Genomic DNA, 22408 nt, shown 5'->3' with positions numbered 1-22408 from the left:
AAAATGGTATTGATTTTAAGCGTAAGGAGACCTAGGGATTAGATATTAGTCTTTAGAAAAATACTAAAAACTTAATTTAGCCAGCTTTATCAAGTACCTCATAGTCAATATTTTCTGGTAATCTGTAGGCAGATCTATCCCTCATCATGGCATATATGATATCAACTAAACGTCTTTCAAGACAGGTTAAGGCTACTTTCTGTGATTTACCTTCTTGAAGTTTTTTCTGGTAGTATTTGTAGGAAACAGGATTTTCAATCTTACCATGGATGCTGATACCAATTTGTTGGACTGCAAGTAAATGAAAAGCATGATTCAAATCACGACAGCCGTATTTTTTGTAACTCATATTTTTAGAAGTACCAGAACTGTGCTCCACAGGTGCCAGGCCTGCGTAACGTGCTAACTTACTGGCTGATTCAAATCTATCAATATTTTTGATATTGGAAATAAATAGTGCGGCCAGTTTAAAATCAATACCAGGCATAGTTGTCAGCTGATACTGGCTCTTTTCAACTGCTTTTTCAAGTTGACTATTGATTTTTTCAAGTGACTTAGAAAGCAATCTCAATTGCTTGATGATACCTATGATGATAGTATTTCTGGCTTCAGCATCCGCAGTTTTCTGTTTATCTTTATCTACCAGAGAAAGTATAGTAGCAGCCTTATCATTACCTATAGATTTGACCTGATCATTTAGAAAATCCTGGAGCCTGCTTTCTCCATAGTATTTAAGATCTGCGGGATGAGGGAACTTTTCATAAAAAGCCATAGAAGTTTTACCAAAGGGATCACTAAAAAATTTTTCGTATTCAGGATACTGCTGGTGAATTGTATTATGGAATCTGTTTTTAAGTTTAGTTCGTTCTTTAACTAAAGTTTGACGCTGGTTGTTTAGCTGTCTAATTGCCTTAAAATTAGCGTCATAGATAGCATCAGGAAGTTTATTGAAATCTACTATTAATACATTTGCAATGGCTTCAGCGTCAATTTCATCAGATTTATCAGGGTTTGGACTATGATGCCTTTCTCTTTTGGTTAGAGCGGGGTTAATTTCTTTAACAGTATAGCCCTGTTCTAAGAGCCACTGAGCTAGAGAATGACCGAGTCCCTGGGTATCTTCCAGTCCAAAGACCAGTTTTTTATCAGGAGATTTAGATGAATTAATATCCTGAATAAAACTCTCAAAATGGGCTGGATTATTGGGTGTTTGAATTATACCTAAATTTTCATGGAAACAGCTTAATACACAGGCAGTGTGCTGGTTTTTGTGAGTATCAACACCGACAAATACGTAGTTTAGTTGTTCCACAATGATCAGCTCCTTAGTTAGATTTATTTAAATTATCATCAGGCGTGCCCTATTGGATTAGCGTTGATTCGCAGCGTCCTATTTGACGTCTCTGATGATAGTAACAGGTGGATGGCAGTCTTTTAAAAAGCGTTACTCTGATAAGATAGACAGAGCCGCAAGGAGTGAACTAGCCCAATCCACCCATTATAAACAAATTTATAAAACAAAAAGGAACGGAGTACACAATGTTAGAGCGTTACTCTTTTAAAAGAGCCGCAATGTACTCCATCCCAGGTAAATTATATCAAAAGGCAAAATGAAGTACAAATTATTTAGTTTGATTAGTTTCTAAAATCTATAATAACACAATAGGAGTGATCTTATGAAACTATCTTTTCGCTGGTATGGTGATGATGACCCTGTAACTTTAGAACAAATCAGACAGATTCCTGGTATGGTGGGAATTGTGACAGCAATTTATGATATTCCAGCAGGAGAAGCCTGGCCTTATGAGAAAATCAAAGAATTAAATGATAAGGTTGAAGCAGCTGGACTTGAAATTACAGCTATCGAAAGTGTACCGGTACCTGAAGCAATTAAAATGGGTGTTGAGCCCCGGGACCGCTATATTGAAAACTACAAAGAAACCTTGAGAAATTTAGCGAAAGCGGGAATTGAAGTAGTAACCTATAACTTTATGCCTGTTTTTGACTGGACTCGCTCAGAGCTTGATCACAAATTGGATGATGGTTCAGAAGCTTTAATTTACAAAAAAGAAGAAGTAGACAAAATGGATCCTTTAAGTGGAGAACTTGATCTGCCCGGGTGGGATACAAGTTATACAAAAGATGAATTAAATGATTTAATGACAGCTTATCAGGAAATTGATGAGGAAGATCTCTGGGATAACCTGGAATACTTCTTAAAAGCAATCATTCCGGTAGCAGAAGAAGAAAATATCAAAATGGCAATCCATCCCGATGATCCACCATGGTCTATTTTTGGTCTGCCGCGAGTTGTAGTTGGCAAAGAAAATCTGCGCAGACTTCTAAATCTGGTTGATTCTCCAGCAAATGGACTTGATCTCTGTTCTGGTTCACTGGGAGTTAATCCTGAAAATAACATTCCGGAGATAATCAGAGAATTTGGAGATAGAATTCATTTTGCTCATGTCAGAAATGTTAAGATCACAGGAGAAGAAAGCTTTGAAGAATCAGCTCACTTGAGTGAAAAAGGTTCACTTGATATTTATGAAATAATGAAGGCCTACCATGATGTAGGTTTTGAGGGACCACTGCGTCCTGATCACGGCCGCATGATCTGGGGAGAAACAGGTAAACCGGGTTATGGACTTTATGATCGTGCTTTAGGAGCAACTTATATTAATGGTCTCTGGGAAGCAATTAAAAAAAGCAGCAAATAGCTTAAAATAAAGAATCCTCTTTTAAATTTGATAGTTTAAGTAGGGGATTCTTTTTGAAATTAGTTCAATTTATTATTGCAATTTAAGGTTATTTTAAAATTGAAATTTAAAGGAAGAAAATGAAAGGAGCTCAAAAATGCTGAAATTAAAAAAAGAAGAACTCAAAGATAAAGCTCAGTGGGAAGAAGCAGGGATTAATCCACCACAATTCGATTATCAAAATTTGATCGATAAGACAAAAGAAAATCCAGAATGGGTCCACTTTGGTGCAGGTAATATCTTTAGAGCCTTTATTGCCCGGCTGCAGCAGGAACTGCTCAACGAGGGAGAAGTAGAGACAGGTATTATAGCAGCAGAAGGCTTTGACTATGAGATTATAGATAAGGTGTATCAGCCGGCTGATAATTTAAGTCTGGTGGTTAAAATGTTTGCTGACGGCAAGTTAGAAAAAACTCTGCTGGCCAGTATTACAGAGGGTTTAAAAGCAGATTCTCAGTTTAAAGAGGACTGGCAGGAACTGAAAGAAATCTTTAGAAAACCCAGCCTGAAAATGGCCAGTTTTACTGTAACCGAAAAAGGTTATGCTCTGGATAATATGGAAGGCGAATTTTTCCCCTTTGTTCTGGAAGATTTTAAAGCTGGACCAGAAGGAAACTTAAACCACCTGATGGCCAAGGTAACAGCTTTAGCCTATGAACGTTATCAGGCAGGAAGTTATCCCTTTGCTTTTGCCAGTATGGATAACTGCTCTCATAATGGTCAGAAGCTTAAAGATGCAGTCTTAACTGTAGCGAAAAAATGGGTTGAAAACGAGCTGGTAGAAGAAGGATTTTTAGCTTATTTAAATGATGAATCCAAAGTCGGATTCCCCTGGTCAATGATTGATAAAATTACACCGGGACCGGCTCCAGATGTGCAGCAAAAACTTAAAGAATTAGGTTTTGAAAACACCGAGATTGTTAAAACAGATAAAAGTACAGAAATAGCGGCCTTCGTCAACTCAGAAGCACCGGAATATCTGGTTATCGAAGATAGTTTCCCCAATGGCAAAATACCTCTAGATAAAGTCGGGGCAATCTATACCGATCGGGATACAGTCAATCAGGTAGAGACCATGAAGGTCACAACCTGTCTTAACCCACTCCATACAGCAATGGCAGTTTACGGCTGTCTTTTAGGCCACACTTCGATTGCAGAAGAGATGGAAGATCAGGAAATCAGAGCCCTGGTAGAACAGATCGGTTACAAAGAAGGGCTGCCGGTAGTTGTAGATCCGGGAGTACTTGATCCTAAAGCTTTTATCGATGAGGTAGTAAAAGAAAGACTGGTTAATCCCTATATCCCGGATACACCACAGAGAATAGCCAAAGATACCTCACAGAAGGTAGCTATCCGTCTTGGTGAGACAATTAAATCCTATCGTGATGCTGATGACTTAGATCCGGCCGACTTAGTGGTAGTACCACTTGCTATTGCAGGCTGGTTGAGATATCTGCTGGCAGTAGATGATCAGGGCAGCAAGATGCCCTTAAGCTCAGATCCAATGTTAGATGAATTAACACCACAGCTGGAGGAAATAGAGTTTGGTAATCCAGATTCCGTGGGAGACAAGCTGCATTCTATTTTAAGCAGCGAAAAGCTGATGGGCCTGGATCTTTACGAAGTAGGACTGGGAGAAAAAATAGAAGGCTACTTTAAGGAAATGATTGCCGAAAAAGGGGCAGTCAGAGCTACTTTAAATAAATATCTGCTTTAAGCCAAATTGAACTTTTAAAAAGCCTGGTCTCTTTCCGATCAGGCTTTTTTCCATTTAATTAAGGAAGTAATTTAAATTAATTAGGCTCTCTACTTCATCTTAACAAAAATATATGGTATATTAATTTTGTAGTCTATCAAAAAAGCGTTAACTCAGAGGTGAAAATAATGGAGCAAAACATTTTAGAAATCAAAAATTTAAAGTTTGAAGAGCAGCTTAAAAATAAAGATTTTAATTTAAAAGTTCAAAAAAATAGTATTCACTCTATTTTATTTAAAAATGATCAGCTTAAAAAGCAGCTGCTGAACTTTTTAGTTGGGGAAAAGGTTGAGCCAGAGGCAGAGTTGATTTATCAGGGAACAGTTCTTAAACCCTCAGCTATTAAAAACCTTTATCAGGATCAAATATATTTACTTAATCAATATTCAGCAGTAAATCCAGACAAAGATCCGCTGGGAATTTTTAAGTTCAATAAAAAAGGAGAGGGAGAAAATAAATCAACTGTTTTTCCAGAGATGACTATAGCTGAAAATATATTTTTTGGCAGAGAACCGCTTAAAAAAATTTTATTCTTTAAATTAATAGATAATCAAAAAATGATCGAAAAAACAGCAGAATTACTGGAACTGCTGGAAGTAGAGTTATCTCCCGAACAGAAGATGTTGAAATTGAGTCCTTTAGAAAAACAGCTGGTAGAATTATTAAAAACTCTATCCTGTGGAGCCGAGATTATTTTAATTGATCAGGCTGTGATTGAGCTGCCGGCGGCGAAAAAGCAGATATTTTTCGACTTTATGCAGAAATTGAAGCAAAAAGGGATTACTATTATTTATTTTACAAAAGAAATAGAAGAAGTCTTTGCAGTTTCAGATTTTGTTAGTGTTCTAAAGGAAGGCCAAAATAAGGGAACAAGAAAAGTTTCGGAGATAGAATATAATGAGCTGGCTCTACTTTTGATGGGGAGATAGTGGATTATTAGAAAAAATTAAAGCAAATTTTATAATTCAGATAAATTTGAATTTGAGAAAGAAAAAAGGAGTTTATTTAATGACAGATTTTTATCCAGTTTTAGAGCAGTTATTATTAATGATAGTTTTAATAGCCCTGGGATATTATTTAAATCAATCAGGGAAAATCAAGCAGGAAGCAGAGAATGGAATAGCTGAGCTGACAATAGATATCGCTTTTCCCGCTTTGATTTTCACAAATATTGTCAAAGATTTTGATCTAAGTATGTTTAGACAGTATTTAATCGTCCCATTTTCGGCTTTACTTATTACGGTACTTTCAATCGCAATTATCATTTTTATAACCCGCAGTTTAAATTATTCCAGAAGAGAGCAGGAGGAGTTTGCTTTTGTCTCAGTTTTCAGCAATAATATTTTTGTAGGAGCCCCGATCTGCCTGGCTTTATTTGGAGCGCAGGGGTTGATTTTAGCAATTTTATATGATTTTGGGATGCAGTTAATTTTATGGACAGTCGGCATCTGGCTTTTAAAAGACAGCGGACAGAATGCAGAAAGCCATTTTCTGGCCAACATATTTTCTCCGCCAATTATTGGACTGCTGCTGGGTCTTCTCGTCGTATTTAGTGGTTTAAACTTACCACAGTCAGTGGTCAATATTACTGATAGTGTGGGTGCGATTACTGTACCGCTGGCCATGATTTTTATTGGGCTGCAGCTGGCTAAAAGCAGTTTTGGGGAAGTGATGGGAAATAAGAAGATTTATCTACTTTCATTTTTAAGGTTATTACTTTTTCCGGGGCTGGTTTTTTTAGGATTGGGTTTATTCGATATCTCTTCTTTATTGAGAGGAGTTATGACAATTGAAGCTGCAATGCCTGTTTTTGCTAGTTCTTCTGTGATTATGGAAAAGTACGGCCACAAAAGTGATTTTGCCTCGGCAGCAATTTTTGCCACCATAGCTTTTATGGGCTTAACTTTACCGATATTTATCTGGCTGGTTGTTTAGTTTGAAAATGTTTTCAAAGTATAAATTTAATTTAATATTCAAAATAATTACATGAACTCTTAATATTGGGGCTATAACAACCTGAATATTAAGAGTTATCTTTATTTTATAGTATATAAAGGAATTTAATATAAAATTTGTTACTTTAAGAGTTAAATAAAAAGCAAAATTTTGATTTATCTGAATATAAAGCAAGATTAGAAATTCATATAGCAAGAATTGCAAAGACTTTATGGGTTATATGTCTTATAATTATATTATAGAAAATAAAGTTTATAATTTATTTGAAAGGCTTTTCAAAAATAATTAGGGGGTATATCAGATGGCTAAAGATCAAAAAGAAGAATATTCTCATATTCATGATGATAATTTCATGGATAAGTATCAGGGTAAAGAATTAACTAATGACTTAAATTGTGAAGCACGAGATCCATTTATAACTTTAGATGGTGACTGGAATTACAGTATAGATATTTATGATTCGTTTTTAAGAGAAGAGTGGTATACTGGGGAAGCAGGTCATGAAGGTGGTCCTAAGGATTTTTCGTTTTCAGAATGGGAAACTATGGAATTGCCTGCATCCTGGAATAATGAAGCAGAAGAACTTTCATATTATGAAGGTAGTGTAATTTTCCATCGTGAATTTCAGCAGGTTAAAACAAATAATGACAAGGTTTTTTTAAGAATTGGTGCAATCAATTATGAAAGCTTAATATTTATTAATAAACATTATGTGGGAAAACATTCTGGAGGTTTTACTCCTTTTACAGCTGATATAACTGAATATTTAGAAAAAAATAATAAAATTCTTGTTTTAGTAAATAATGATAGAAAAAAAGATAGAATTCCCTCTCTAATTACAGATTGGTTTAATTATGGTGGTATTTATAGAGAAGTTGAAATTTATAAAGTACCTGAAAAGCAGATAAGTGATTATTTTTCTTATTTAGTTCCAGACGGCGAATATAATAAAATTAAAGTTAGTGTAGAAACCAATGGTAGCGAAGGAGAAAAAGTTGAGGTTAAGATCGGGAATTTAATTGATGATGAATTAAAGTTAAATTCGGAAGGAAAAGCTGAAAAAGTTTTTGAAGTTAAAAAACTAAAGTTATGGTCGACTGATAATCCGTATCTTTATAATATTACATTATCTTATAATGGAGATGTTATAAATGATCAAATTGGTTTTAGACAGGTAGAGGTTGAGGGGAATGATATTTTAGTTAATGGAGAAAAGATATTCTTAAAAGGTGTTTCTGCACATGAAGATAGTGTAAAGAATGGCAAGGCATTAACAGAGGCAGAGCGTTTAGAAACATTGAAATTAGCTTCTGATATGAATTGTAATTTTATGCGTCTTGCTCATTATCCTCATCATGAAAACATGTCTAAACTTGCTGATAAATTAGGCATTTTACTCTGGGAGGAAATTCCAGTTTATTGGTCAATTTCTTTTGACAAAGAGGAAGTATTAGCTAATGGGAAAAAACAGTTAAGAGAATTAATTAATAGAGATAAAAATAGAGCCAGTGTTATTATTTGGTCTGTAGGTAATGAAAATCCTGATACAGAAGCTAGATATAATTTTATGAGTTCATTAATAGATGAAGCGAAAAAAATAGATCCCAGCCGTTTAACCTCAGCAGCATGTCTTCTTAATTTGGATAAAATGGAGATTACTGATAGATTACAAGATAAAGTAGATGTAATAGGAATTAATGAATATTTTGAATGGTATTATGGAACATTTGATGATTTAGAGCATTTAGTTTCAACTGAAATAGATAAACCAGTTATAGTAAGTGAATTTGGCGGAAGTGCTGCTCCTGATAAACATGGTGAAAAAAACGAATTATGGACTGAAGAAAATCAAAAAAGAATTTATCAAAAACAGTTGGAGTTATTGACAGGTTGTGAGTGGGTAGCTGGACTGACACCCTGGATTTTATATGACTTTAAAACACCAAAAAGAATAAATAAATATCAGCAAATGTATAATTTAAAAGGTTTAGTAAGTAAAGATAAAAAATATAAAAAATTAGCATATTATGTAGTTCAAGAGTTTTATAATAAATTATAATGTTTATTATGAAACCAGGAAAGGGAAAGGGGTGGTAATTAAAAATATAATAATTAATGGCATTTTATATTTAAAAGTATTTAGAAATTTTAAATTCAAAAAACTACAGGAGGTATATTATGTTAAACAAAAAAAGCAAAGTTGTTTTATCTATTTTAATTACTTTATTATTCTTAGTTAGTGGTATTAGTATGGCTGCTTATCAACCAACACGAGAATATGAAGGAACAACTATCAGTTATTATTCTTTTCCCCATGGACCAGACTATAACAGAAATTTGAAGAAAGTATTAGATAAATTTAAGGAGCTAACAGGCATTGAGGTAGAAATAACCATGCTTAGTTGGGGAGAAGGTAATAGGAATATTCTATCAGCGATAGCTGCGGGTGATGCTCCTGATGTTATGTATACAACTCCATCAAGAGCTCTTCCAATAATAACTTTTGGAGACAATGTTATTGAACCTTTAGATGATTATATAGATAAGGAATTAAAGGAAGAGATAGTTTTTAATGAAGCTTTAGAAAATTACAAATTTGGAGGAACCACATATGCACTGGGTCATTATGGAGATCCCCATCAATTTGCAGCAAATCTAGATGTTTTAAGGGAGTCCGGTGTTGAAGAAAGTTATATTGAAAAAATGACTAATCCTGATAAAAAATGGACCTGGGATGATTGGATCTATATGATGGAAAAAGCAACACGAGATACAAACGGTGATGGAAATATTGACCAATGGGGTTTAAGCTATCCTGGTGGAGCAAATAACGCCAGTCCGTTTTTGCATTTTTACTGGAATACGGGAGGAAAAGTAGTTGATACAGAGGGTAATATAGGAATAGGCGGAGAAGAAACTTTGCTTGTGTTGAAATTCTTTGAGGAAATGTTAAATAAAGGTCTATTAATTGATGGAGTTGCAAATATGTCAGCTTCTGAATCAGATAATGCTGTATTTGAAAGTAAATCTGCTTTTAATTATACTTTCCCACCTGAAATTTATATAGCTAGAGATGAATCAGGGGAAGAACTTCCTGAGGTAGTACCTGTATATCCACCTGAATCACCAACAGGAAAAAGAGGTTCCTTTTTTGCCTGGAATGGTGTTATGATGAGTGCTCGCTCTGAAAATAAAGGTGCTGCCTGGGAATTGATTAAATATCTTACTATTAGTGATGAATATAAAGAAATGATAGCAAAAGCTACTGGTAAACTAACCCCAGTGACAACCGAATCTGATATCCAAGAATTAATAAAAGAAGAATATAGGGGGTTATTAAATATTGCTTTAGATGCTTCAAGCAGAGGTTGGTATTTAAGACATGAGCCAGCACATCCTGCATCTGGTAGAATTGTAAGAGCATATAATTCAGCAGTTCAGAATGTTTTATCTGGAAATATGAATGCTGAAGAAGCTACAAATTGGTTAAAAGAAGAAGCTAAAGCAGCAGTAGAAGAGGTTGAATAAAAAAATAAAACTAACAGAGCAATTAATTGCTCTGTTAGTTTATTTAATTATATTAAGAGGTGATAATATTGATTATGAGATTTTTTAAAGAATATAAATATGAACTTTTAATGATTTCCCCTGCAGTTTTAATAATTTTTATTTTTAAATTGATTCCAGTTATAGTTTCTTTTTCTATGAGTTTGACTAAGTGGAGAATTATCGATACCCCAGAGTTTATTGGTCTTGATAACTTTGTTCAATTATTTACAGACCCAAATTTTTGGAATGCTGTTTGGAATACTTTATTTTATGGTATTCTAATTATTCCTTCTGTATTATTAGGATCACTGGCAGTAGCATTAATTTTAAATGCAATAAGTAAAGGCTCATCTTTTTATAAAGCGGCTTACTATTTACCAATGACTCTTCCTTTATCAATAGCAGCAGTTATCTGGAGAGGAGGATTTTTTGGAACCTTTGGTTTTGTTAATAATATTTTAACGAAATTAGGTTTTAATTCAATACAATTTTTTTCTGTAGAATTGGCCAAACCTTCAATAAGTTTAGTTTATTTTTGGTGGACACTTGGCTTTTGTTCATTAATCTATTTAGCTGGCTTGAGAGGAATACCTCAGACAAGACTTGAAGCAGCTAGTATAGATGGTGCAAATACTATGCAGAAGATAATATATATAATATGGCCGTCATTGAAACCAATAACACTTTTTGTAGCTTTATATATTACTCAAACTACATTCAGAATTTTTTCAGCAGTTTATGCAATGACAGGTGGGGGGCCATCTAGAAGTTCTGAACCATTACTTTATTATACTTATAATTGGGGTTGGCAGAATTTTAGAATGGGATATTCTGCTGCAGCTTCAGTAATATTATTTTTAATGGTAATAAGTGTTTATTTGTTTCAATCTTATATTTTAAGGGAGGATTAAGTTATGAAAAAACAAGTTTTTTTGCATGTAATTGCGATTGGATTATTAATATTTATTATGATCCCAGTTCTCTGGACTTTTCGGCTGTCGCTATCGCAAACTTATTCAGCAAACGTACCTCTAATACCTAGTGAAGTTTCTTTTAATAATTTCAAAGTTTTATTTAATGATACTCCCTTTTTAACCTGGCTAAAAAATACCTTGATATTTTCTGTAATAGTTACGTTTTTGAATGTGTTATTTGCCCCCAGTGCTGGATATGTTTTAGCTCGGGGGAAATTACCAGGGAGCAAATTCATATTATTAGGGATAGTTTCAGCTTGGGTAATACCCTGGCTGACAGTTTTAATACCGCTTTATATTGCCATGTCTAAGTTGGGATTAGTGAATACCTTTCAGGGATTAATTTTGCCATTAGCAGTTTCTCCAATGGCTATTTTTCTTGCGAGGCAATATATTTCTAATATTCCAATTGAGATAGAGGAGAGTGCAATAGTAGATGGGGCCAGCAAACTTGGAATATTTTTCAAAATTATTTTACCCATGTCAAAACCAGCATTAATGATTGTAGCTTTAATGTCATTTATTCAAGCCTGGGGTAATTTTATATTGCCATTAATTATGATAACAAAAACTTCTATGAAAATGTTAACCATTGGTATTCCGCAATTACAGCAGCAGGGAGTAACTAATTGGGGTATTATTTCGGCTTCTTCCATTTTTGGAATCTTACCTGTAATTATTATTTTTGTTGCATTAAATAAATATTTTATGGAAGGTTTAGCAATGAGAACTGGTATGAAATAGAATTATTATCTTTAGTATAGACATTTTTTAATATTATTAAAAAAATTACGAGAAATAATTTTAACCAAGAAGCCCCATAAATTTTGAAAAGTCCGGAAGAAAGTATTATAATATAATATATAATATTATAATTAAAGAGGCGATTATATTGGTTTCAATTAATGATGTAGCAGAGAAAGCAAATGTTTCGATCTCAACAGTTTCACGGGTCATGAATAAAAATGCGAATGTATCTAAAGAAAAAGAGAAGGCAGTCTTAGCAGCAGTTGAAGAACTGGATTATATTCCAAACGGTTTGGCAAGAGGGCTGGTTACAAAAAATACAAACTCTGTTGGGATTCTAATAGCAGATATTTCTAATATGTATTATTCTAGCCTTGTTAAAAGTATTGAAGGTACTTTGAATCAGAAAGGGTATTATACAATTATTGGGAATACAGATTGGGATTCTAAGCGTGAAAATGATTATCTGCGCTATTTAATCCAAAAACAGGTAGATGGTTTTATTCTTGCATCTACCGCTCTTGATTATGAAACCATTGACAGATTTAGCAGAAAAGGAATTCCTATTATTGTTCTAGATAGAGAAATTAATTCTAAGAGAATAGATAAAATAAGGATTAATGATTATGAGGGAGCATATAAAGCAACCGAACATTTAATTGACTGTAATTATGATTATTTTGTCCATTTAAGAGGACCCGAAAATGCAGCTACGGCTATTGATAGATGTAGGGCGTTTAAACAGTGTTTAAAAGATAATGGGATTAGCTCAGATAAATATGAAGTCTTATCCGGCCGTTTTATAGAAGATAAAGCTCGAGAGCATATTTCCGAATTTCTTGCAAGATTTGAATTAAAGGGAAGAAGAGTAGGTGTTTTTGCAGCAAATGATGCAACAGCTTTTGGAATTTTGAAAGAAGTAAAAAATAAAGGACTTATAATACCAGATCAAGTTGGAGTTGTAGGTTTTGATGATGTTAATTTTTCGAGCTACACAGATCCTCCTTTGACAACTGTTAATAGACCGATTAAAGAAATTGGCAAAATCACTGCTAATACACTTATTGAACGAATAGAAAAAAAAGATGAAGAAATTTTTTATAAAAAAAATATCACAATGGATGTTAAATTAATTATCAGAGAAAGTACTAAAAAAGCTTAATCTCTTCATGTAATTTCAAATCTTTATTGAAAAAAGCTCCTTTCAGTTTAGCTGTATTTTAATTAATACTTTTAAATTGAAGAGGAGCTTTTTCAAATTTATTTTTTATCAGGATTTATTTATAATCCCATATCTTTTAAATTGTTCAAACTAATTTTGAGGCTCTCAAAAGGGTCACGCTGACAGACATCCTGTTCCACACAGGCCCACTCAACCTCGTTTTCCTGACAGGCTTTAATGATTCTAGGCCAGTTTAGATTACCTTCTCCTACCTCAGCCATCTGAGGATCCCAGCCGTCAACAGTCATATCTTTAAAGTGGACTACATTCATTCTGTTATTTACTTTTTTTATCCATTCAGCCGGGTCAGCTCCTCCGGCCTGAATCCAGTAGGTATCTATTTCAAAGTCAAAAAAATCTGGCTCACTTTCTTCCAGTAAAATATCCATTCCTGTTTGATCTCCGTATTTAGCAAACTCAACATTATGATTGTGATAGATAAACTGAAGCTCGTTTTCTTTCAACTTTTTTGCAATTGGGGCAATTTCCTGTAAAAACCTGCGGATGCCTTCTGCACTTTCTCGATATTTTTCCGGCATAATCCCGAGTCCTACCTGTTTACAGTTCCAGAGTTTATGTTCTTTAATTACATTATCAAGATCATTTTTTAGACGGTCAAAACTGATGTGGGTAGCACAGATTTCTAATCCAATCTCGTCAACTAAATCTTTTAATTTTTCTGACTCAATTGGACCAAAACCTGATACCTGAACTGCATTATATCCAATTTCTTTAACTTTTTTTAATGTTTTCTCAATAGCTGCCGGTGTCTGGGTAAAATCTCTGACTGTATATAATTGTGCTGCAATTTTCATCTTTTATCTACTCCTTTTAAGTAATATTTTTTTCTATTTTTTGAAGAAGAGTTAATAGCCGTAATTAGTTCCAGTGTTTTAATTCCTTCTTCTGCTCTGATGGTATTACTATGAGTGCTGTTCCTGAGATCCTGATAAAACCCATCGATTAGCCGCTGATGCCCATAGCCCCAGTAAGCTTTATAATCAGTATCACTATTTTCATTAAAATTATCTGTCTTATTTGCTGTTTTAACCAGCAGCTGATCCTCAAATAATCGCATACTTCCTTTTTCACAGTCGATTTCAATTTCGATCGGGCTGTTGCTGCTGAAAGCATTGGTGGCATAAAAAATTCCGTTAAAATCATCCTCAAAAAATAGGGTAGCATCTGCTGTATCTTCAACTTCAATTACATCATCTAAAACTCTGGTATCAACATTTCCGCTAACAGCTTTTATCGGACCTCCAAACCACTGGATCAGGTCCAGGGTGTGGATAGCCTGGTTAATCAGGACACCTCCACCTTCAGTTTCGTAAAATCCTTTCCATTCATCATTGAGATAATAGTCTTTGTCACGATGCCAGGTTACCAGACCTTTGATCCCTTTAATTTCACCCAGAGTTCCAGCCTCCAGTATTTTTTTGGCCCGCTGATTGTTTTCGTTAAACCTATTCTGAAAGGCTACTCCCAGATGAGAGCTGCTGTTTTTAGCCGTCCGGAGTAATTGTTTACCCTCTGCATAATTTAAAGCCAGTGGTTTTTCCACCAGAACATTAATCTCAGACTCAAGAAATTTGATGGCCATGGGACTGTGCAGAAAATGAGGGGTACAGATATGTACCACATCAATATCTTTATTTAAAAGTTCACTGTAATCCAGCAAATACTCACAATTATATTTTTCAGCTGCTTTTTGGGCTCTATTTTCTTTAATATCAACCATATATTTTAGTTCAACATTCTCTTTGCTGGCTAAAATATCTGCATGTACCGAATAGATATTGCCACAGCCAATAATGGCTGTCCTTAACTTTTTCATTGGTAAGTTCACCTTCTTAAAATTTAAAGTTTGACTGGTCGTGTAATATTTGTTTTTTCTTCTCAACTAATTTTTGAATTAAAATGTTCCTTCAACTTCCATAGGACCTTTTTCTGAGTTTTCTTTAACAAAAGTAGAATTTTCAATTTTTTCATCCAGTTTTTTCTTGAATAAGTCTTCGTCCAGGGGCAGTTCTACCCAGTCATCTGTCCAGGCTGAAAGATGCATGGCGTTGGAAATTGTTAAACCCTTAATCCCTTCTGCTCCCGGCGCGATCAACTCTGACCCATTCAAAATTGCATCAAGCCAGTTATTTAGAATACCCAGATGCTCAGGATTTCCACCTTCAACCGGAATTTTACATTCCCAGCATTCCGGACTGCCAAATCCTCCTTCAAAATTTTTGTTGAATTCTCTTTCGGGAGTTCTTAGTCTTCTGAAGGTTATTTTATTATCCTCTAAAATTAATTTTCCTTTATTACCTGTAATCTCGAGCCGGTTGGTCTCGGGAGCAATACCGGTGGAAGTAACAAAAACTCCGGTGGCACCATTTTCATATTCCACATAGGCTGTCACATTATCTTCAACTTCAATATTGTGGTATTTACCATTTTCAGCAAAAGCTCTGACTTTTACCGGCATCCCGCAGGTCCACTGCCAGATATCAAGTTGATGGGGGTCCTGATTTAAAAGAACTCCACCACCTTCGCCTTCCCAGGTTGCCCGCCAGCCGCCGTTATTATAATAGCTCTGAGAGCGGTACCAGTCGATAATCCAGTTGGTTCTTTTAATCTCACCCAGTTCTCCGGAGTCAATTAAGTCTTTCAGTTTTTGATAGATGGCCCGGGTGCGCTGATTGTACATAATTGCAAAAACTTTATCTGACTTTGCTGCAGCCTGGTTCATTTCGCGAACTGCTTTAGTATAGACCCCGGCTGGTTTTTCAATTAATACATGGAGATCTTTATTAAAACCTTCAATGGCTAAAGAGGGATGATCATAATGAGGAGTGGCAATGATAACTGCTTCAATATCAGCTCCGGCATAAAATTCTGCGGGAGTAGAATAACAGTCGATTTCTTCCTCCAGTGTATTTTTTGCCCATTCTAAACGCTGATCATCAATATCACAGACAGCTGTCAGTTTAGCTCCCTTAACTTTTCCCTGAAAAATATTTTGAGCATGACTGCTGCCCATATTTCCAATACCAATTATTCCTATTTTAACTTCGGACATTATTTGCCTCCTTGATTTCAGCTTTTATTTCTTCCATTAAATCCATAAAACGATTACCATATTCTAGATACGTATTATATTTTGCCTCTGCTTCGGAGTCAGCTTCCTGACTGTGGTAAACAGCTCCCATATGAGGTTCCATAGAAAAACCACCGTCATAGCCATTTTGGAGTAGATCCTTAACTATTTTTTTAACCTGACCACTGCCATCACCAGGGAAACGATAGTCCATTTCCGGGAAAATACCTTCTGTTTCTTTTAAATAAACACCATCTTTAATATGAACATAGCCTATTCTATCTTTTAGAGTTTGATAGGTTTCCCAGCTGTTCTGCTTTTGATAGGGTTCTTCTCCCATCCGGTTATCAGCCATCAGCGGATTACCTGTATCAAAAACTATTTTAAAGTTAGGAGATTTAATTTCTGCCAGCAGTATCTCCATGTGCTCATAGGACTGAGAAAAGTAGTTCATGCAGTTTTCATGGACATAGGTGATTCCTGCTTCTTCACACATTCCTACCATTTCTTTCAAATTCTTCAGTATTTTTTCTTCCAGCTCAGGATTTCTCGGTGGAAGATCATTAGGAATTCCAAAACTCATACCTCTAATCATTTTGGCTCCCAGTTTCTGCATGCGGTGAATGGCCCTTTTTAGTTCTTCCAGACTTTTTGTATAGGATTCTTCCTGACTGGGGTTCTTACCCCAGTTGGCGACTGCACTGCCAAAACAATTTATTTTGATACCGCTTTCTTTTAATTTTTCGTAAACTTCCTCAAACTTTTCTTCACTAATATCGGTAAGGTTTTTTCCATCAATATTTCGGGCTTCAATATACTGCCAGCCCAGTTCTTTAGTTACTTCAATCTGTTTCTCAATAGAATCAGCTGCTTCATCTGCAAAACCTGTATAGTACAATTATATCCCTCCTGAAAATTTAAAATTTCTAATTTTTCTATATTATATAACTATTATAGAACATAAATAAGTAAATATCATCTTAAAAATTGCTTTAAACATTTCAAATCTTGTTGTATACTTAAATTAATATCCATAGTCAGCTAAAGGAGGGGTTTAAATGTCAGGAATACATGAATTTTTTTCAAATCAAAACTTTAATGCTCATTATACAAAAGCAATGGTTGAAAAAAAGTATGAATTTTATGATGTTCACATCCATGATATGTTTGAAATATATTATTTTATTCAGGGTGATGTTAACTATCATATAGAAGGGCATGTTTATCAGGTCGAAGCTGGAGATTTATTGTTAATTAATAATAAAGAAATACATCGTCCGGTATTTAATTCTGATATATTATATGAAAGGATTACAATTCATTTTGCCCCCTGGTATTTTTCGAAGTTTAATAGTGAAGATTTTAGTATACTGGATTGTTTTGAAAATAGAGAACCCGGATATTATAATAGAATATCTGCAAAAAAAATTAAAGAAAACAATATTGACTATTATTTAAATAAAATTAAAGAGTTTTTATCTAAAAAAGAAAAAGGAAAAGAGATTATGATAGAAACTTATTTTGTACAGTTGTTATATCATTTAAATAAGATTTTTAATAAAGATGAAATTGAGCATCAGGAATCTATACAATACAATGAAAAAATAACCAAATTAATAAGATATATAAATGATAATTTAAACCAAAAATTTGATTTAGACACTTTAGCGAAAATGTTTTATTTAGATAAATATTATTTAGCCCATCTATTTAAAGAAAATACGGGTTTTTCTATTCTGCAGTATATAAATTACAAGAAAATTATGAAGGCTAAAGAACTTCTGGCTAAAAATTATACCTGTAGTCAGGTGGCAGATAAACTCAGCTTCGGTAATTATTCTAATTTCTATAAAACTTTCACAAAAGAAGTAGGGATGGCTCCTTCTAAATATCAAAAAGAAAACAGCTTATAAAGGCAGCTAAAATCAGTAATTTTTAATTTCAAAACTTTAAAAAAGGACTTTTTCGACAAATCTCGAAATATAATTATACGAGGAGGTCGATATTATGAAAAAAATTCTGGTAGCTGTCGATGGTTCTCAAAGTGCTCAAAATGCCGCCCAGAAAGCTGCAGAACTTGCTGAAGATTTAAATGCAGAAGTTACCTTGATCCATGTCTATACAGAGTCGGCTGAAATTCCAGTTAACCAGTTTAACGAAGTAGCCTCTTATCTCTCTGCTGAAACTCTAGAAAATATAATGGATCAGCAGGAAGATACAATTAAAGAGAAACGCCAGAGAATTCTTGATGATGATGCTGAGTTTTTTGAAGAAAAGGGTATTAGCCCTGATAAAGTGCTGCTCCACGGTGATCCTGCTGACACGGTCTGTGATTATGCAGAAGAAAATGATTTTGAACTGATTATAGTAGCTGATAAAGGTCACGGTAAGGTAGAGAGATTCCTGCTGGGAAGTATCAGTGATAAAATTGTCAGGCATGCTAAAACTTCCGTGATGGTCGTTAAGTAATTAATTTAAAGAAATAACAGGCAGTATTAGACTCCCCTTCTAGATGAACGGATTTATTGTTTTAAAATCTGTTTATTAAAGGGGAGTTTTTAGCTGGTATAACTATCTGAATATAATTACAGGAATTATCAGATTAGAAGTCTGCCGCCCAGATAAGTCATTTGAAAATTTAACAGCATAAGAATATAATGATAGTTAATCAAGGCGGAAGAAAATAATTTTTAAAACTGATATAAATTACAGAGATAAGGAGAGGTAGTAATGACCAAATCAGGGTCAAAGAATAATCAAAATGATAAACAAGAACAAAATAGAGAACAGGAAATGGATCTAGACTGTGGGGAAAAGACAGCCTACTATAATAGTCGCTGTATAGAAAGAGTAAGAACTGATGTCTCTGACTCTAAACGAAGCCGATTATATATCAAGGCAATCATTTTCGCAATTGGAGGGAATCTTTTATTAGCAGTCATTAAAGGGATACTGGCCTGGATTTCAGGTAGTAGTGCTGTCTTCTCCGATGCAGCAAACTCGTTATCAGATGCGCTCTACAGTATAATTATGGGAATCGGGCTCTATGTATCCCAGCGCCCGGCCGATGAGACACATCCTCAGGGTCACAGTCAGTTCGAACCCCTGGTCAGCCTTTTTATTGCGGCAGCCATGGCTTCTGCAGGAATTGCTGCAGTCTGGCAGAGCATTCAAAACTTTCTGGGGCAGGCAGAACCTACAGCTCTGGGCTGGACATCTTTTGTGATGCTGATTGCTATAGTTGTCAAATATATAATGTATTATCTGGTTTCCAGGATTGGAGAAAAAGTATATAGTCCTGCCATTCAGGCCAGTGCCCGGGATAATCTGGTTGATATTATTAGTACAGCTATTGCCCTCATAGGTGTCTGGGGCTCCCACTTTATTCATCCTTATTTAGATCCGATTGCTGGTCTTGTGGTAGCACTCTGGATTTTCAAAGCAACCTGGGAAATCACCTGGGAAAATGTAGGATATCTTATCGGTAGAGGAGCTGATCTGGAATTAACTGAAAAAATAGCTGAGTCTGCTTTTTCAGTAACCGAGGTTGCAGATGTCCACCGGATTGTAGCTGAATATGTAGGCCCTCAATTAAGGGTCGATATGCATATCAATGTCGATGGAGATATTCCGTTGAGTAAAGCCCACCAAATTGGAGAAGATGTGAGGAATGCTGTTGAAAGACTGGAAGAAGTCGATTTAGTTTATGTTCACATTGAACCGATCGGACATCAGGGTAAATAGAAGGAACTCTATAGAATATAAACTTAATTTATTAAAAGAGATTTTTAAGATTAAGATAAAGGATTTCAATAATATTCAGAGGGTGAGAACCCTCAAACGGAGGTAATTATAAATGAAAAAAGTAAAATGGGGAATTATTGGTTGTGGAGATGTAACCGAAAAGAAAAGTGGACCGGCACTCCAGAAAATAGAAGATTCAGAACTGGTGGCCGTTATGCGGCGGACGGGTGAGCTGGCAAAAGACTATGCAGAGCGCCACAATGTACCCCGCTGGTATGATAAGGCAGAAGATTTAATCAATGATCCGGAAGTTAATGCAGTTTATATAGCAACACCACCTTCTACTCATAAAAAATATACCGTAATGGCTGCTCAAGCAGGACTGCCTGTCTATGTAGAAAAACCAATGGCCACAAATTATAAAGAAGCTCAAAAGATGATTAAAGCCTGTCAGAAAAATGAGGTTCAGCTTCATGTAGCCTATTATCGTCGGGCTATGCCCAGATTTTTGAAAATCAAGGAGCTGCTTGAAGCGGGGGCTATTGGAGAAATCAGAACAGTAAATATTAGGCTGGCCCAGCCAGTAGAAGAAGCGGAAAAAGATGAAGCTAATCTGCCCTGGAGGGTTTTACCTGAAATTGCAGGTGGAGGTAAATTTTTAGATCTGGCTGCTCATACCCTGGACTTATTTGACTATTACTTTGGTCCGATAGAGTCGGCTTCAGGTTTTGCAATCAATCAGGGAGGCTATTACCCTGCCGAAGATAATGTGGTTATGAGTTTTAGATTTGAAAATGAGATTCAGGGAACTGGCAGCTGGACTTTTAATGGCTATTATGATCTGGATCAGAATGAAATTATTGGCAGCAGAGGCCGCCTCTTATTTTCATCATTTGATGAGGAACCAATAATTTTAGAAAACGAAGCTGGACGCAAGGAAATAGAATTTGCCTATCCAGAACATGTGCAGCAGCCGCTTCTGGAAAAAGTAGTAGCCAGCTTGCTCGGTCGAGGAGACTCTCCTTCCACCGGTAAAACTGCTGCCAGAACAACAGAGATAATGGAGAAAGTTATTGAGTCTTATTATAATAATTAACACTTGAGAGCGGCTGCTAATGATGCAGCAGCTCTTTTTTGGTTTAGTATGAATACCAGGAAAGTAAATCTTTTTTTGACCAGTAATTTATTTTTAAAAAAAGAGTTGACAAAAGAAAATTAAAAGCATATAATATGACTACAAAGTCACATGACCTTAAAGTCACAATATATCTGAAAATTAGAGAAATGAAGGTGAAAAGATGCCAAAACAAACTTTTTTTAATCTATCGGATTCAAAAAAACAGCGGATTATTGGTGCAGCAGTGGAAGAGTTTGCTGCATATCCTTATTTAAAAACAAGCATCAACCGAATCATTGAGCAGGCAGATATTTCAAAAGGAAGTTTTTATCAGTATTTTAAGAACAAAAAAGATCTCTATAAATATATACTTGATCAGGCAGCAGATGCCAAAATGAAGTTTCTCGGCCAAAAACTGGAGGACTATCAAAAATTGAACTTTTTCGATCTTTTAAGAAAACTTTTTATTGCCGGAATTCAATTTAAAAGAGAATATCCATTATTCTCCGAAATCGGAGATCAGCTTTTAAACGGTAATAATGAGAGTCTTAAAGAAGAGGTTTATTCTGAGAGCAGACCGAAAAGTAACGAATTTTTTGAACAGCTATTAGAAGAAGCTGTAGAAAAAGAAGAAGTTGACCCAGAGATTGATATTAAATTCACAGCATTTATGCTGACTGATTTTTCAATCAGTATTGTAAATTATTTTTTCGAAAACCATGATCCTAATAATTTGGATGAAATTATGGATTATGTTGACAAAATGCTCTATATAATTAAAAATGGTATGGCAGAGGGGGAGAAAAATGTCACTAATTAAGTTAAGAGGACTGGAAAAGACTTATCAGCAGGGTAAAATTGCTGTTCCGGCACTGAGAGGGATAGATTTAGAAGTTGAATCAGGGGAATTCACAACTATTTTTGGACCTTCTGGTTCGGGGAAAACTACCTTACTTAACATGATTGGCTGTCTCGATAAGTCAACAGCTGGAGAAATCATTTTTGATGAACATTCCATTAATGATTTAAATAGTAAAGAACTGGCTGAGGTCAGGCGCTATAATCTGGGTTTTATTTTTCAGAGCTATAATTTAATTCCAGTTTTAACAGCCTTCGAAAATGTAGAATTTGCAATTCGCCTGATTGAAAAACACAGTAAAAAAGAGCGGAGGGAGAGGGTAATGTCTCTGCTGGAGGAAGTTGGACTTGGTGAGATGGCTGACCGCAGGCCAAATGAACTTTCGGGAGGTCAAAAACAGCGGGTAGCAATTGCCAGAGCTTTAATCAAAGAGCCCAAGCTGGTTCTGGCTGATGAGCCAACTGCAAATCTTGATTCGGAAACAAGCAAAGAAGTCCTGGAACTGATGGAAGAAATGAATAGTGAACTAAATACAACCTTCATTTTTTCAACTCATGATCCCCAGGTAATGGATTATGCCCGGCGTCTGATTGAAATCAAGGATGGCAAAATCACTAACGATCAGAGGAGGGATTAG

The 22408-nt window shown here is 35.1% G+C and carries 20 protein-coding genes; 15 read left to right on the top strand and 5 right to left on the bottom strand.

The window, feature by feature from the left end; translation table 11 throughout:
- Nucleotides 1–76: 76 nt before the first annotated feature.
- On the bottom strand, nt 77–1312 hold the full coding sequence (locus tag DFR79_RS07525; RefSeq protein WP_166638009.1) for an IS110 family transposase: 1236 nt from the start codon (nt 1310–1312) through the stop codon (nt 77–79).
- 364 nt (nt 1313–1676) lie between these two features.
- Between DFR79_RS07525 and uxuA the strand changes: the two genes are divergently transcribed.
- The 9 genes from uxuA (at nt 1677) to DFR79_RS07480 (ending at nt 12900) form a co-directional block, all read left to right on the top strand.
- Complete coding sequence (gene uxuA / locus DFR79_RS07520; RefSeq protein ID WP_133514893.1) at nt 1677–2717, top strand: mannonate dehydratase; 1041 nt, start codon at nt 1677–1679, stop codon at nt 2715–2717.
- Nucleotides 2718–2853: 136 nt separating this feature from the next.
- Entirely contained in the window at nt 2854–4473 is a 1620-nt protein-coding gene (locus tag DFR79_RS07515; protein ID WP_133514892.1) for a mannitol dehydrogenase family protein, read from the top strand.
- Nucleotides 4474–4640: 167 nt separating this feature from the next.
- Nucleotides 4641–5441, top strand: coding sequence for a hypothetical protein (locus DFR79_RS07510; protein ID WP_133514891.1), 801 nt, complete (start codon nt 4641–4643; stop codon nt 5439–5441).
- Between the two features lie 79 nt (nt 5442–5520).
- A complete protein-coding gene (locus DFR79_RS07505; protein WP_133514890.1) occupies nt 5521–6447 on the top strand; it encodes an AEC family transporter in 927 nt (308 codons plus the stop codon).
- Nucleotides 6448–6769: 322 nt separating this feature from the next.
- Nucleotides 6770–8527 carry a glycoside hydrolase family 2 protein gene (locus DFR79_RS07500; RefSeq protein ID WP_133514889.1) on the top strand — a complete coding sequence of 586 codons (1758 nt, stop codon included), beginning with the start codon at nt 6770–6772 and terminating at the stop codon, nt 8525–8527.
- A gap of 119 nt (nt 8528–8646) precedes the next feature.
- Nucleotides 8647–9996: an ABC transporter substrate-binding protein gene (locus tag DFR79_RS07495; RefSeq protein WP_133514888.1), complete on the top strand. Its 1350-nt coding sequence runs from the start codon at nt 8647–8649 to the stop codon at nt 9994–9996.
- Between the two features lie 74 nt (nt 9997–10070).
- Complete coding sequence (locus DFR79_RS07490) at nt 10071–10928, top strand: carbohydrate ABC transporter permease (protein WP_133514887.1); 858 nt, start codon at nt 10071–10073, stop codon at nt 10926–10928.
- A 3-nt stretch (nt 10929–10931) separates the two neighbouring features.
- Complete coding sequence (locus tag DFR79_RS07485) at nt 10932–11735, top strand: carbohydrate ABC transporter permease (protein ID WP_133514886.1); 804 nt, start codon at nt 10932–10934, stop codon at nt 11733–11735.
- 148 nt (nt 11736–11883) lie between these two features.
- Complete coding sequence (locus DFR79_RS07480; RefSeq protein WP_133514885.1) at nt 11884–12900, top strand: LacI family DNA-binding transcriptional regulator; 1017 nt, start codon at nt 11884–11886, stop codon at nt 12898–12900.
- Between the two features lie 119 nt (nt 12901–13019).
- On the opposite strand, the gene DFR79_RS07475 is transcribed toward DFR79_RS07480, so the two are convergent.
- The 4 genes from DFR79_RS07475 to DFR79_RS07460 all read right to left on the bottom strand — a co-directional run bounded on the left by DFR79_RS07475 (nt 13020) and on the right by DFR79_RS07460 (nt 16949).
- Entirely contained in the window at nt 13020–13775 is a 756-nt protein-coding gene (locus DFR79_RS07475) for a sugar phosphate isomerase/epimerase family protein (RefSeq protein WP_133514884.1), read from the bottom strand.
- On the bottom strand, nt 13772–14797 hold the full coding sequence (locus DFR79_RS07470; protein WP_133514883.1) for a Gfo/Idh/MocA family protein: 1026 nt from the start codon (nt 14795–14797) through the stop codon (nt 13772–13774). Before DFR79_RS07470 ends, DFR79_RS07475 begins: the two co-directional genes overlap by 4 nt.
- 78 nt (nt 14798–14875) lie before the next feature.
- Entirely contained in the window at nt 14876–16033 is a 1158-nt protein-coding gene (locus DFR79_RS07465) for a Gfo/Idh/MocA family protein (RefSeq protein ID WP_133514882.1), read from the bottom strand.
- Nucleotides 16020–16949: a sugar phosphate isomerase/epimerase family protein gene (locus DFR79_RS07460; RefSeq protein WP_133514881.1), complete on the bottom strand. Its 930-nt coding sequence runs from the start codon at nt 16947–16949 to the stop codon at nt 16020–16022. Before DFR79_RS07460 ends, DFR79_RS07465 begins: the two co-directional genes overlap by 14 nt.
- A gap of 160 nt (nt 16950–17109) precedes the next feature.
- Between DFR79_RS07460 and DFR79_RS07455 the strand changes: the two genes are divergently transcribed.
- The 6 genes from DFR79_RS07455 (at nt 17110) to DFR79_RS07430 (ending at nt 22408) form a co-directional block, all read left to right on the top strand.
- A complete protein-coding gene (locus DFR79_RS07455; RefSeq protein ID WP_133514880.1) occupies nt 17110–17964 on the top strand; it encodes an AraC family transcriptional regulator in 855 nt (284 codons plus the stop codon).
- Between the two features lie 94 nt (nt 17965–18058).
- Nucleotides 18059–18520: a universal stress protein gene (locus DFR79_RS07450; RefSeq protein WP_133514879.1), complete on the top strand. Its 462-nt coding sequence runs from the start codon at nt 18059–18061 to the stop codon at nt 18518–18520.
- A 261-nt stretch (nt 18521–18781) separates the two neighbouring features.
- Complete coding sequence (locus tag DFR79_RS07445; protein ID WP_133514878.1) at nt 18782–19795, top strand: cation diffusion facilitator family transporter; 1014 nt, start codon at nt 18782–18784, stop codon at nt 19793–19795.
- A gap of 112 nt (nt 19796–19907) precedes the next feature.
- The gene (locus tag DFR79_RS07440; protein ID WP_133514877.1) at nt 19908–20891 is read left to right on the top strand and encodes a Gfo/Idh/MocA family protein; all 984 of its coding nucleotides are present in this window, start codon (nt 19908–19910) and stop codon (nt 20889–20891) included.
- Nucleotides 20892–21093: 202 nt separating this feature from the next.
- Nucleotides 21094–21732, top strand: a complete 639-nt coding sequence (locus tag DFR79_RS07435; RefSeq protein WP_133514876.1) for a TetR/AcrR family transcriptional regulator — start codon at nt 21094–21096, stop codon at nt 21730–21732.
- Nucleotides 21719–22408, top strand: coding sequence for an ABC transporter ATP-binding protein (locus DFR79_RS07430; RefSeq protein WP_133514875.1), 690 nt, complete (start codon nt 21719–21721; stop codon nt 22406–22408). The genes DFR79_RS07435 and DFR79_RS07430 overlap by 14 nt, the downstream gene beginning before the upstream one ends.

The sequence above is a fragment of the Halanaerobium saccharolyticum genome, from assembly GCF_004362045.1.
Classification (GTDB): Bacteria; Bacillota; Halanaerobiia; order Halanaerobiales; family Halanaerobiaceae; genus Halanaerobium; species Halanaerobium saccharolyticum_C.
Note: the sequence above shows the minus strand (reverse complement) of the source record. Positions and strands in the feature narration are given on the sequence as shown.

Coding starts and splice junctions, on each gene's coding strand:
- uxuA (WP_133514893.1), top strand. CDS start 1,677: ATGAAACTATCTTTTCGCTGGTATGGTGATGATGACCCTGTAACTTTA.
- DFR79_RS07515 (WP_133514892.1), top strand. CDS start 2,854: ATGCTGAAATTAAAAAAAGAAGAACTCAAAGATAAAGCTCAGTGGGAA.
- DFR79_RS07510 (WP_133514891.1), top strand. CDS start 4,641: ATGGAGCAAAACATTTTAGAAATCAAAAATTTAAAGTTTGAAGAGCAG.
- DFR79_RS07505 (WP_133514890.1), top strand. CDS start 5,521: ATGACAGATTTTTATCCAGTTTTAGAGCAGTTATTATTAATGATAGTT.
- DFR79_RS07500 (WP_133514889.1), top strand. CDS start 6,770: ATGGCTAAAGATCAAAAAGAAGAATATTCTCATATTCATGATGATAAT.
- DFR79_RS07495 (WP_133514888.1), top strand. CDS start 8,647: ATGTTAAACAAAAAAAGCAAAGTTGTTTTATCTATTTTAATTACTTTA.
- DFR79_RS07490 (WP_133514887.1), top strand. CDS start 10,071: ATGAGATTTTTTAAAGAATATAAATATGAACTTTTAATGATTTCCCCT.
- DFR79_RS07485 (WP_133514886.1), top strand. CDS start 10,932: ATGAAAAAACAAGTTTTTTTGCATGTAATTGCGATTGGATTATTAATA.
- DFR79_RS07475 (WP_133514884.1), bottom strand. CDS start 13,775: ATGAAAATTGCAGCACAATTATATACAGTCAGAGATTTTACCCAGACA.
- DFR79_RS07470 (WP_133514883.1), bottom strand. CDS start 14,797: ATGAAAAAGTTAAGGACAGCCATTATTGGCTGTGGCAATATCTATTCG.
- DFR79_RS07465 (WP_133514882.1), bottom strand. CDS start 16,033: ATGTCCGAAGTTAAAATAGGAATAATTGGTATTGGAAATATGGGCAGC.
- DFR79_RS07455 (WP_133514880.1), top strand. CDS start 17,110: ATGTCAGGAATACATGAATTTTTTTCAAATCAAAACTTTAATGCTCAT.
- DFR79_RS07450 (WP_133514879.1), top strand. CDS start 18,059: ATGAAAAAAATTCTGGTAGCTGTCGATGGTTCTCAAAGTGCTCAAAAT.
- DFR79_RS07445 (WP_133514878.1), top strand. CDS start 18,782: ATGACCAAATCAGGGTCAAAGAATAATCAAAATGATAAACAAGAACAA.
- DFR79_RS07440 (WP_133514877.1), top strand. CDS start 19,908: ATGAAAAAAGTAAAATGGGGAATTATTGGTTGTGGAGATGTAACCGAA.
- DFR79_RS07435 (WP_133514876.1), top strand. CDS start 21,094: ATGCCAAAACAAACTTTTTTTAATCTATCGGATTCAAAAAAACAGCGG.
- DFR79_RS07430 (WP_133514875.1), top strand. CDS start 21,719: ATGTCACTAATTAAGTTAAGAGGACTGGAAAAGACTTATCAGCAGGGT.